General features: G+C 58.2%; 9 protein-coding genes. 8 read left to right on the forward strand and 1 reads right to left on the reverse strand.

What is annotated here, in order from left to right:
• The first annotated feature begins 28 nt into the window (after nucleotides 1-28).
• From LAB08_RS11725 to LAB08_RS11745, 5 genes are all read left to right on the forward strand, one after another.
• Nucleotides 29-1,123, forward strand: coding sequence for a zinc-dependent alcohol dehydrogenase family protein (locus LAB08_RS11725; protein WP_254007523.1), 1,095 nt, complete (start codon nucleotides 29-31; stop codon nucleotides 1,121-1,123).
• A gap of 226 nt (nucleotides 1,124-1,349) precedes the next feature.
• Nucleotides 1,350-1,622, forward strand: coding sequence for a hypothetical protein (locus tag LAB08_RS11730; RefSeq protein WP_157755721.1), 273 nt, complete (start codon nucleotides 1,350-1,352; stop codon nucleotides 1,620-1,622).
• A 176-nt stretch (nucleotides 1,623-1,798) separates the two neighbouring features.
• The gene (locus tag LAB08_RS11735) at nucleotides 1,799-2,938 is read left to right on the forward strand and encodes an efflux RND transporter periplasmic adaptor subunit (RefSeq protein ID WP_254007524.1); all 1,140 of its coding nucleotides are present in this window, start codon (nucleotides 1,799-1,801) and stop codon (nucleotides 2,936-2,938) included.
• Complete coding sequence (locus LAB08_RS11740; RefSeq protein ID WP_096512046.1) at nucleotides 2,935-6,117, forward strand: efflux RND transporter permease subunit; 3,183 nt, start codon at nucleotides 2,935-2,937, stop codon at nucleotides 6,115-6,117. Before LAB08_RS11735 ends, LAB08_RS11740 begins: the two co-directional genes overlap by 4 nt.
• Nucleotides 6,110-7,492, forward strand: a complete 1,383-nt coding sequence (locus tag LAB08_RS11745) for an efflux transporter outer membrane subunit (protein WP_096512045.1) — start codon at nucleotides 6,110-6,112, stop codon at nucleotides 7,490-7,492. Before LAB08_RS11740 ends, LAB08_RS11745 begins: the two co-directional genes overlap by 8 nt.
• 583 nt (nucleotides 7,493-8,075) lie before the next feature.
• Here LAB08_RS11745 and LAB08_RS11750 read toward each other — a convergent pair.
• On the reverse strand, nucleotides 8,076-9,038 hold the full coding sequence (locus LAB08_RS11750; RefSeq protein ID WP_172901612.1) for a LysR family transcriptional regulator: 963 nt from the start codon (nucleotides 9,036-9,038) through the stop codon (nucleotides 8,076-8,078).
• A gap of 289 nt (nucleotides 9,039-9,327) precedes the next feature.
• Here LAB08_RS11750 and LAB08_RS11755 point away from each other — a divergent pair, with 289 nt between their 5' ends.
• The 3 genes from LAB08_RS11755 to LAB08_RS11765 all read left to right on the forward strand — a co-directional run bounded on the left by LAB08_RS11755 (nucleotide 9,328) and on the right by LAB08_RS11765 (nucleotide 11,897).
• Nucleotides 9,328-9,843, forward strand: a complete 516-nt coding sequence (locus tag LAB08_RS11755; protein WP_096512043.1) for a flavin reductase family protein — start codon at nucleotides 9,328-9,330, stop codon at nucleotides 9,841-9,843.
• A gap of 203 nt (nucleotides 9,844-10,046) precedes the next feature.
• Nucleotides 10,047-10,889, forward strand: a complete 843-nt coding sequence (locus tag LAB08_RS11760) for an ABC transporter permease (RefSeq protein ID WP_254007525.1) — start codon at nucleotides 10,047-10,049, stop codon at nucleotides 10,887-10,889.
• 57 nt (nucleotides 10,890-10,946) lie between these two features.
• On the forward strand, nucleotides 10,947-11,897 hold the full coding sequence (locus LAB08_RS11765; RefSeq protein WP_096512041.1) for a sugar ABC transporter substrate-binding protein: 951 nt from the start codon (nucleotides 10,947-10,949) through the stop codon (nucleotides 11,895-11,897).
• Nucleotides 11,898-11,918: the final 21 nt, after the last annotated feature.

Consider the following 11,918-nt stretch of genomic DNA (forward strand, 5'->3'; position numbering starts at 1 on the left):
GCAAGTCAGAGCTGCTGTTCTGAGACACATGAATGCGGCCCCGCCCTATGCGCAGAGCAAGCCGATCACGATCGAAACCATCGAGCTGGCGCCGCCAGGGCCGGGCGAAGTGCTGGTGCGAATCCGCGCCGCCGGCCTGTGCCATTCCGACTTGTCGGTGATCAATGGCGACCGGCCTCGACCTATGCCCATGGCGCTCGGTCATGAGGCTGCAGGTGTGGTCGAAGCCTTGGGAGACGGGGTCGGCGACCTTGAGCCAGGGGACCATGTGGTCATGGTGTTCATGCCCAGTTGCGGTCATTGCTTGCCATGCGCCGAGGGCCGCCCGGCACTCTGCGAGCCTGGGGCAAAAGCCAATGCCGCCGGGACGCTGATCAACGGCTCGGTGCGTTTGAGCTCGCCTGCCGGCCACGTCCATCATCATCTGGGCGTTTCCGCGTTTGCCGAGTACGCCGTGATGTCACGCAACTCCCTGGTCAAGATCGACCGCGAGTTGCCCTTTGTTGAAGCGGCGCTGTTTGGTTGTGCGGTGTTGACCGGTGTCGGTGCGGTGGTTAACACCGCGCAATTGCGTGTGGGCTCGACCGCCGTGGTGATCGGCCTGGGCGGCGTAGGTCTCGCTTCGGTGTTGGGTGCACGGGCTGCAGGGGCCAGCAAAATCATTGCTGTCGATCTGTCACCGGAAAAACTCGCCTTGGCCAAGGAAGTCGGCGCCACCGCCGTGGTCAACGGTGGTGACCCAGACGCCGTTGACCAGGTGCTGGCGCTGACCGGTGGCGGCGCCGACTACGTGTTCGAAATGGCTGGCTCGATCCGGGCTCTGGAAAATGCAATGAAGATGACCAGGCGCGGTGGCATGACGGTGACCGCCGGCCTGCCACCACCCGGCTCGGCGCTGCCGGTCAATGTCGTTCAGTTAGTGGGCGAAGAGCGCACGCTCAAAGGCAGCTACATCGGCACTTGTGTACCACTGCGCGATATCCCGCGGTTCATCGAGCTCTATCGTGACGGTCGCCTACCGGTGGATCGACTGTTGAGTGGCAGGCTCAAGCTCGACGATATCAACGAAGGTTTTGACCGCCTGCATGATGGCAGCGCGGTGCGTCAGGTCATTGAATTCTGAGAAGCGACAAAATGACCGATACAAGTTTCCTTTCAACGCTTGAAAGCTAATGACTCTGCCTGGGCAGTATTGATCGCTGAGTGTTCAAGGAGATGGCTGTCAGGCCATCTCCTTTTTTGGTTTTTAATGGCTCTGACTCTTTTAAAAGAACTTTTCGCAGGTTTTTCCATAACTAATAAGTGACCACCGAACACACTTCGCCGGTTGTTTTCGCGCGGGCGATCGAATGCCTTGGCCCCTGTTCCAGGGCGCTGGTTCTTGTTTTTTAGTCAATATTCTTTTTGCATTTTGGCGGTTTATCTCCAAGTGGTGCTCACGGAAAATCCCGTTCATTCAAACACTACCGAGAACATCTGAAATGACCTGCTTAAAAAATATTCTTGCTCTACTCACTACCTTAGTTGCTATCTCTACATCCTTGGCGATTCATGCTGAAGAGTCAGGTGCCTTTGTTGAACGTAATAAAGCGCAAGGCGAACACACCGCAAAAGTTAATTGAAGCGCTCTTTGATATTTAACGTTTAATCGCTGATATTTTAATTCAGTCAATTCGTTGGTCATTGCATGAACGCCATTCAATGGCCAACAGCGGAGCATGCAAAAGTGAATTCGTCTACAACGGGGAAAGCGAAAATATCGTTTCCACTCAAATCGGCATTTGGAAAAGGTGTGGCGGTGTCGGCGTCAGGTCTGGCGCTGGCAGTCGCTCTGAGCGGTTGCGGTCCGGATCAAGCCGGCAACGCACCGATTGCTCCCAGTGTCACGGTCAGCAAGCCCGTCAAATCCGTGGTCACGGATTGGGACAGTTTTACCGGTCGCTTCGAGGCCACCGATTCGGTCGACGTTCGCTCGCGGGTGAGCGGATATCTGGAGAAGGTCGCGTTTCAGGACGGCGCCATCGTCAAGAAGGGCGATTTGCTGTTCGTGATCGATTCGCGCTCGTTCCAGGCTGCCGTGGTCCAGGCGCAAGGCAAATTGGCCCAGGTGCGCTCACAACTGGCGCTGGCCGAGCAGGAGTTTGCCAGGGCCAATGTTCTGATCGAATCCAAAACCATCGCCCGTAGCCTCTACGATCAACGCCTGCAAGCGCGCCAAGCGGCGCAAGCCGAGGTCTTGAGCGCTGAAGGTGCATTGAGCAATGCCAAGCTTGATCTGGAGTTCACCCGGATCACTGCCCCCATGAGTGGACGGATCAGCCGAAAGCTGATCAGTGAGGGCAATCTGGTCAACGGCGGCAACAGCAGCGCAACGTTGCTGACCACCATCGTGTCGCTTGACCCGATCGACATTTACTTCGATATCGATGAACAGAGCTACCTCAAATACCGTCGCCAGAAAAATCCCGGCGCCAACCAGAGCCAGGTACGGATTGCCTTGCCGGGTGAAACCGAACCGAGCATGACCGGGCGCATGGATTTCATCGACAACCGCCTTGACCCGTCGACCGGGACCTTGCGCCAGCGTGCCCGGGTCAGCAACCAGGACCTGCATTTGAGCCCCGGGCAGTTTGGTCGCGTGCAGTTCTCCGGCCAGGCGGCTTACTCGGCACTGTTGCTCCCGGACACCGCGATCAGCGTCGACGCGACGCGCAAAGTCGTCTATGTACTCAACCCGCAGAACAAGGTCGAAATTCGACCCGTCACCCTAGGGAAATTGCATGACGGTCTACGCGAAATCTCCAGCGGGTTGCAGGAGCAGGATCGGGTGATCGTTGATGGCCTGCAGCGTGTGCGTGCCGGTGATACCGCGACAGCACAGGACCGTGCGTTGGTTCAAGCCGCGAAAGAGACGACCACCGAGGAGGCCCGGTTATGAACCTGGGACGCACATCCATCGAGCAACCGGTGCTGGCGATTGTGCTTTCAATTGTCTTGATGATCATCGGTGGCCTGGCCTATCTCGTCTTGCCGACGTCCGAGTACCCGGACATTGCACCGCCGACCGTGGTCGTGACAGCGACGTATCCCGGCGCTTCGGCGCAGACCGTCGCCGAGACGCTGGCGATTCCTATCGAGCAAGAGGTCAACGGTGTTGAAGACATGCTCTACATGTACAGCCAGGCGACGTCCGATGGCAGTTTGAACCTGACGGTGACCTTCAAAAGCGGTACCGATGTCGACAAGGCTCAGGTGTTGGTGCAGAACCGTGTGGCGCTGGCCACACCGCGTTTGCCGGAGCCGGTGCAGCGCAGTGGCGTGACGGTGCGCAAGTCCTCGCCGACGCAACTATCGACGATCTTCATCTCCTCGCCCAAGGGCACTTACGATCAACTCTACGTCTCGAACTTTGCGATCCGTAGTGTTGCCGACGTGCTCAAACGCATCGACGGCGTCGGTGACATCAACCCACTGGGCGCGCGCGAGTATTCGATGCGTATCTGGCTCGATCCTGAACGCGTGGCAGCCTTCAACCTGACCCCCGCCGACATCATTGCCGCCGTGCGTTCGCAGAACACTCAGGTAGCCGGAGGTGTGATCGCCCAGCCCCCGGTGGCGTCGCAGGCCTTCCAACCCAATCTGATTTTCGAAGGCCGCTTGAAGGAGCCTGCCGACTTCGACAACATCGTCCTCAAGTCGGGGACTGCCGGGCGCCTGGTGCGGCTCAAGGACGTGGCGCGCACGGAAATCGCCGGGTTGGCCTACGTCAACAACACCTATTACTTGCGCAACCCGGCCATCGGCCTGCAAGTGCTGCAACGTCCGGGCGCCAATGCCTTGGCGACGATGAAAGTGGTCGAAGAGACCATGCAGAAAATCGGCAAGGACTTCCCTGAAGGCATCGAATACAGCATCGGCTACAACCCGACAGCGTTTATTGCCGACAGCATCGGTGAGCTGGGCAAGACCATCTATGAGGCGGTCATTCTCGTGGTGCTGGTGATCATGGTTTTCCTGCAAGGCTGGCGGCCGTCGATCATTCCGATCCTGGCGATCCCCGTGTCGTTGGTGGGGACTTTCGCGGTCATGGCGATGCTCGGCTACTCAATCAACAACCTGACCCTGTTCGGTTTGGTGCTGGCGGTGGGGATCGTGGTCGACAACGCCATCGTGGTGGTGGAAAACGTCGAGCGCCATTTGGCCGATGGCAAGAGCCCGCTGGAAGCGACCATCGTGACCATGCAGGAAATTGGCGGAGCCTTGATTGCGATTACGCTGGTGCTGTGTGCGGTATTCATTCCGACCGCATTCATTCCAGGGATTTCCGGTGAGTTCTTCCGCCAGTTCGGAATTACCATTGCGGTGGCCACGGCGATCTCGCTGTTCAATTCGGTGACGTTGTCGCCAGCGCTGGCGGCGATGATTTTGCGTCGACATGAACCCGAGGCTCCTCACACCCCGAAAGTCGGCCTGTTCGGTCTGCTCAAGCGCGCGGCGGATGGTTTCAACAGCGGTTTCCTGAAACTCTCTTCAAGCTATGCCGGCAGCGTGCGCGGACTGGTGGCCAAAACACCGTTGATGCTGGCGGTCTACGCTGTGTTGATTGCAGCCACGGCTTATTTGCTGGTGTCGACCCCCAAGGGCTTTATTCCGACTCAGGACCGCGGTTACCTGGTGGTCATCGTCCAGCTGCCGGACGGTGCTTCGCTGGAGCGGACCAACGAGATCTCGCGACAGATCGAAGCGATTGCCCTCGAGGTGCCGGGCGTGGACCGGGTGCCGACGTTCTCCGGCTTCTCGATGGTGACCGGCACCAGTTCATCGAACTCGGCCGGTCTGGCGCCGGTGTTCCAGCCGTGGTCCGAACGCAAGTTGCGCGGACTGACGTCGGACAGGATCGCCGAGGATCTGCGCGAGCGTTTGAAAGTGGTCAGCGGTGCAAGTGTCATTGTCGCCACGCCACCGCCGGTTCAAGGGTTGGGTAGCACCGGCGGATTCTCCATGCGATTACAGGACACCGCGGGGCTGGGCACCGAAGCCTTGGCCAAAGCCACCGACGATCTGATTGCGGCCGCCAATGCTACCCAAGGCATGACCGGTGTCTATTCACCGTTCTCGGCCAGGACGCCTCAGGTCTTTGTCGAACTGGATCGCGAGCGCGCCGAAATGCTTGGCGTGCCCAGCAGCCAGATCAACCAGGCGATCGAGACGTACTTTGGCTCGTCCTACATCAACGACTTCAACCTCGTCGGGCGTACGTATCGAGTGACTGCGCAAGCGGACCTGCCTTACCGCGTCACTCCGCAAGATCTCGCCCGGGTCAAGGTACGCAACGATGCCGGGCAGATGGTGCCGATTGCCAGCGTCACACGTCTGCATGAGGCGTTGGGTGTGGAGCGATTCCCGCGTTACAACCTGTTCCCGACCGCCGAAATAAACGGCGATACCTTGCCGGGGCTGGGCTCCGAGTTCGGGATCAAGGTCATGGAACGCCTTGCGAAGGAGACGCTGCCGGCCGGTATCACCTATCAGTGGACCGACCTCAGTTACCAGCAGACCACGGCCGGCAATACGGGGCTGTTGGTGTTCCCGTTGTGTGTGATTTTTGTCTACCTGGTCCTGGCAGCGCAGTACGGCAGCTGGAGCCTGCCGTTGGCGATCCTGCTGATTGTACCGATGTGTCTGCTGGCGGCTGCCGGTGGTGTGCGGCTGATGGGGCTGGATATCAATATCCTCACCCAGATCGGCTTTATCGTCCTGGTGGGGCTGGCGGCGAAGAACGCGATATTGATCGTCGAAGTCGCGCGTCAGCAAGAGAAGGAGGGGCAGGGCATTGTCGATGCGGTGGTTGAAGCCTGTCGTCTGCGCTTGCGGCCGATCCTGATGACCTCGCTGGCCTTCGTCCTCGGTGTGTTGCCGCTGGTGATGTCTGAGGGTGCGGGTTCCGAAATGCGTCAGGCCGTGGGGGCGGCGGTGTTCTTCGGGATGATTGGCGTCACGTTGTTCGGTCTTTTGTTCACGCCGGTTTTCTATGTATTGATCCGTCGTTTGGCCGGTGGCGAGCGTCAGGCACTTCCTCAATCCATCCATTCTCAACAGGGCGTGGCTCATGAATAACTCTCTTCGTGTTTCAGGCCTGGTGCTGGGCGCCGCGCTGCTGAGTGCGTGTGTGTCGCCGGTCATGCCGCCCCGGTCCGAAGTGCCGGTGGAACGTTTCGTCAATGCTCCAGCGGCCCAACCCGTGGGCGTGACCGATCATTGGTGGACGCTGTATCAGGACCCATTGCTCGACCGCCTGGTAGAGCGCGCCGTGGGGGAAAACCTTGATTTGCAGATTGCCTTGGCACGCATTGATGCCGCACGTGCGTTACGCAATATCGTCGGAGCCTCGGGCAGTCCGCAGGTCGATCTGGGGGCCAGTGCGGCGCGTCAGCGGATATCGGCTGACCAGGCCGGTTTCACCGATTCGCTGATCACCGAGCCGACCTCAATCGGCGTGAGTACGACTTGGGAAATTAATCTGTTCGGGCGCATCCGCGAAGGCGTGCGTGCCGCCGATGCTGAGCTCAACGCTACCGAAGAAGAGGCTCGGGGTGTGCGGGTGGCGCTGATTTCGGAAGTGGTCCAGGCCTATGCCGAGGCGCGTGGCCTGGAGGAGCGTTTGGCGATCGTCAGGCAAAGTGCAGCCAGCCAGGCCGAGACCTTGCAATTGACCGAGCAGTTGTATGCGGCCGGTGACAGCCCGGAAGCGGACGTGCTGCGCGCCCGCTCTCAGTCGGACTCCACCGCCGCCCAGGTGCCTGCGTTGCAACTGAACTGGCAGCGCTCACTGCATCGCTTATCGGTGCTTCTGGCCCAGCCGGCCGAGACGTTGTATCTGCAGTTCAAGGACAGCCCGGCGAACGTCTCTACCGTGTCGTTACCGGACGCCGGAACGCCGGCGGATCTGTTGCGTCGTCGCCCTGATGTTCGCGCTGCCGAAGCCCGTTTGATTGCGGCTTATGCGCGGGTCGGCGTGGCCAAGGCGGATCTGTTGCCGCGCTTGAGTCTGTCCGCGGCATTGGGGTTGTTGATTGACGGTGTGAGTGCCGCAGATTTGGCCAGCTCGACGTTCTGGTTGGCCGGTGTGAATGCCAGCGTGCCGGTGTTCGATGGGGGGCGACGACGCAACGTGGTTGATTTTCGGGAGACCGAGGCGCGGCAGGCGTTGTTGAGCTATCGACGCACCGTGTTAACGGCCGTTTCCGAGGTGGAATCAGCTTTGGCGGCTGCTCAGCGCAATGCTCAACGGCAGGCCCTTCTGGCGAATGCGGCCAGTCAGGCCAGCTCTGCTGCCGAGCAGATTCAACGCGCCTGGCAAGCGGGCGAGACGCCTTTTCTGGATGTGCTGCAGGCGCAAAGGGTTGAACTGGCGGCGCAGAATGCGCTGTCCCAGGTCAAGACCGCGCAATGGCAGAATCAGGCGGCTTTGGTGAATGCGTTGGGTGGATAATCCAACCGGAGGAACCTCCAGAGAGTTCTGTGTGGTCTTGCCCGCGGAGGCGGTCCGTCAACCAGAAATGGCTGAATGATCTATCACTTTCGCGAGCAAGCCCGCTCTCACATGTCATGCACTGCAGATATTGCGCAGTGAACAACGGGATCGTTTTTTCAATGACGGGTCCTTGTCTTTGACCTGACCAGCCGCCGATGCGGTTAAAGCGCAGCCTCATTTGCCGCGATTATTCGCACATTGGTTGAGTCAAAACGGTCGAAAAGACCTGGAACCAATCTTCTAAAAAGACACTTTGGGTCGATTAAGACTGCTTCTGACAGACTGCTATTGGCTTCGGATTCAACCGGTCGATGCGACAGATTGGCTAAATCGCTCAGCGGGCGTTTCGTAGTTTAGTGTTTTCCGAGGCTGACTACATTCTGCTGGTGAACGTGGTGCGCGGTCGGCGGGGCTTCCCCAGCGAGATCGAGGATGACCCCATTCTGCAGATCGCGATGCCGGAGCCAGAGGAGTACCCCTTCGACGAGGAGCGCAGCCTTTTCTACGTCGCCCTCACGCGCGCGCCGCGGAACGTTCATCTTTACCCTCGAGGACCGGGTCTCATCGTTCCTAATGGAGCTTCTGGGGGCAGGATGTATCGCGATGGCGTATCGAGCTTTTTGAAGTACTGCACGGCAAAATCGACGAAGGTCTTGACGCGTAACGGCAGCTTTTTGCCACCCTCCGTCAGCAGGTGAAATCCGGTGCTTGGGCATTGATAGTCTTCAAGCAGTGGGATCAACCGTTTGGCTTGTATGTCGTCCGCCACCTCCCAGACCGACTTCCAGATGATCCCCAAGCCTTGAACTCCCCATTGACGCAAGGTAAATCCGTCATTGGCCAGCCGATTGCCCTTGACCTGAATTGTGGTTGGCACCCCTTTGTCCATGAATTTCCAACGATCAAGTGTGAAATCCGCACTCAGGTGTACCAGGCAGTTGTGATGCTGCAGGTCTTCAGGGCTGAGCGGTGCGCCGCGCTGCTCAAGATACTGCGGAGAACAGCAAACTATATGCCGGTCCACTCCAAGGGAGCGGGCGATAAGTGTGCTGTCCGGAAGGTCACCGAACCTGATCGCAATGTCCGAGCCGGACTCGACAAAGTCCAGTACGCGGTCGGTGAGAAAAAGGCGAACGCGGATATGGGGATTTTCGCTGATGAAGCTATCGACCAATTGGCTGATCCACTGCCGACCCAGATCGGTAGGGCACGTCAGGCCGATAGTGCCTAGCAAATCGCTTTGGCCGTTTTTGATGATGCTGTCGAGGGCGTCGACCTCCTCGAGAATTTTCTGGGCATTTTCAAACAGCAACTGGCCTTCGGCGGTAGGGCTCAAGCTTCGGGTGTTGCGCTTGAGCAAGCGCAATCCGTAGAAGTCCTCCATCGCCTTGAGTCGACCACTCATGGCGGCTGGCGACAGGCCCATTTGCCGACCCGCCGTTGAAAGTGAACCTGTCTGAACGACGAGACGAAACAGCCGCATGTCCTGCAATCGATCGACCATGGGGATTTTGCCTCGTGAAAGTTACGTTTTATTGTTAACAAAGTATCAGTCAATTGTTCAGTAAAAACCATCTAATCAAAAAGTCGGCAGGTAAGGCGAGCAAGTACGCAAGCGCTTTGGAATAGGGGTTTGAGGGCGCCTGTGAAGCGAATTCAAATATGTTTGTTGTTGGGTTCATCTTTCAGTTTCAGTGAAGAGTCAATTTTCTAAAATCGAATAGAAAAGTTCGGCTGATTGTTAATAATGCAAGCCAGTGCCTGTGAGTCACAATAAAAAGAGGGTTTATGCTATGCGTGTTCAATATCAAGAGGCCGCCCCTTCGATAGACCTGGCCGGTCAATTCAAATCGGCAATGGGCCGCTTTGCCTCTTCTATAACCCTGATCACCACACTTGATGACGATGGTCAGCCCCACGGCCTGGCCGCGACTGCCTTTTCCTCGGTGTCGATGGACCCTGCGTCGGCTCTTATCTGTGTCAATCGCAGCGCCAGTGCGTCACCGATCATCAAGCGTTCCGGGCTGTTCTGCGTGAACATGCTGCAAAGCCAGCATGAGCCGATCTGCAAAATATTCAGTCAGCCCGATCTGCGCGAACGACGCTTTGTCGAGGGTGACTGGCGTACCGGAGTTCACGGCATTCGTTACTTGGCCGACGCCCAGGCAGCGATCTTTTGCGAAGTGGTGCAGGAGATTGAACACGGTACGCACACGGTGATTATCGGCAACGTCATTTATGTCATCACTCAATCACTGGAAGAGCCACTTCTCTATATGGGAGGACGCTATCGGGAACTGGGTCGTTAATTCGTAGCTATCACGTGCTGCTCGATCTTATAACAATCAAATAAGAAGTGGATGTGGGTATGAACAATCAGTTGTTGGTAAAAACAAGATTGCCCGGGTCGATTCCAAAGTGGATTGGACTGGACAACAGTGTGGCGGGTCCGATGGCCGGGCTTTTATTGTTATGCGCAGTATTAACCTTCTTTACCAATAGTTTTCTGACCTTGAGTAACTTGCTCAATGTGCTGGATCAAGTGACGGTGCTGGGCATCATGGCGCTGGGCATGACGCTGGTGATTCTCATCGGTGGTATCGACTTGTCCGTGGGTGCTGTGCTGGCGGTGGCGATCATGGTCATGAGCTGGCTCGAACAGGCGCTCGGCCTGCCGATGTGGGTGGCCATGCTCGGGGCGATTGCCGTGGGTGCAGCCTGTGGTTCGACCACGGCCTTGCTGGTGGTTCGGGCCGGCCTTCCATCATTCATTGCGACGCTGGCGATGATGTCCATCGCCCGCGGCCTGGCCTATATGGTCACGGACGGTGCGCAAGTCAGTGGATTTCCGGAATGGTTCAGCAACCTCTCGGTTATCCGCTACGGCGGCGTGCTGTCGCTGACTGTCTGTTGTTTCGTGGTGCTGGCGCTGGTGTTCTGGTTCGTTCTCAAGTTCACGGTATCCGGTCGCAGCCTGTATGCCATCGGCGGTAGCAGCAAGGTGGCCAAGCTCGCCGGAATCCGGGTCAAGGGTTACACCAGCGCGGTGTACATCATCTCGGGCATCTGTGCGGCCCTGGGCGGCATCATCATGACATCCCGCCTGGACACCGCTGGCGCTGGTGCAGGTGTCGGCTATGAGCTGGATGTGATCGCTGCCGTGGTGATCGGCGGCGGCAGCCTCAAGGGCGGTGCGGGGAGTGTGGTCGGCACGATCATCGGTGTGTTGATCATCGGCGTATTGCGCAACGGCTTGAACCTGGCCGGCATTTCACCCTTCGTCCAGCAAGTGGTCATCGGCGCGGTGATCGCATTCGCGGTGATGCTCGATCTGCTCAAGCGCAAGGCTGACTGATCTCGGGTCATCGATCAAAACCGGCATCGTTCCACGCACAATAAAAAGGTAAGAAACATGAACCTGTCTGCTTTTTCGCTTCGCTTTCTGTGGCTGCCACTGCTGGGCTGCCTGATGTCGGCCGGTGCTTACGCACAAGGCAAACCTACGGACGAAATCACCGTCGGGATGTCGATCCCGAGCCTGCAATGGGTGTTCTACCTGATGGTTCGGGATGGCGTCATGGAACAGGCCAAGACCCTCGGCATCAAGAATGTACTGGTGGCTGATGCCCAGGCCGATCCCGCGCGCCAGGTCAGTCAGATTCAGGACATGTTGAGCAAAGGAATCGATGTACTGCTCTACACCGCGACCGGTAGTGCCGCCTCGGCCGTGCCGGTGCGACTGGCGCGACAGCAGGGTGTGCCGGTGATCTGCATTGACAACTTCCCGAAGAACGTCGAGTGCGACGCCTACATCTCCACCGACAACCTGGCCGCGGCGGGTGAACTGGCCCGGCAAATGATCAAGTTGACCGGCGGCAAGGCTGAAATCGGCCTGCTGCAAGGCACTCTCGGCGACTCCACTGAAGTGGCCCGGGCCAAAGGCCTCGATGCGGTGCTGTCCGAGGCTCCGGAGATGAAGATCATCGACCGCAAACCGACAGACTGGCTGCAGGACAACGGCTTCAAGGTCGCCCAGGACATGCTGCAGAAGAACCCGAAGATCAACGTGTTCATCGGTCGCTCCGATGCGCCGGCGCTCGGTGCGGCTCAGGCGGTAAAGGTGGCCAATATCGATCACAAGGTCTGGGTGTTCGGTTATGACGGTTTGCCATCTGCTCTGGAAGCGATTCGCGATGGAAAACTGGACATGACCATCACGCAACAAGCCGTGGAAATGGGGCGTTCCGCATTGCGTACCGCCGTCGATCTGCAGCAAGGCAAACAGGTGACCAAGACGCAGCTATTGCCGGCCTTCGTCACCACCCGGGAAAACGCAGCAACCTTCCTTGAACAGCATCCTTGAGAACGGTGAAGGGAGGGCAAG

The organism is Pseudomonas izuensis (assembly GCF_002356535.2).
Classification (GTDB): Bacteria; Pseudomonadota; Gammaproteobacteria; order Pseudomonadales; family Pseudomonadaceae; genus Aquipseudomonas; species Aquipseudomonas izuensis.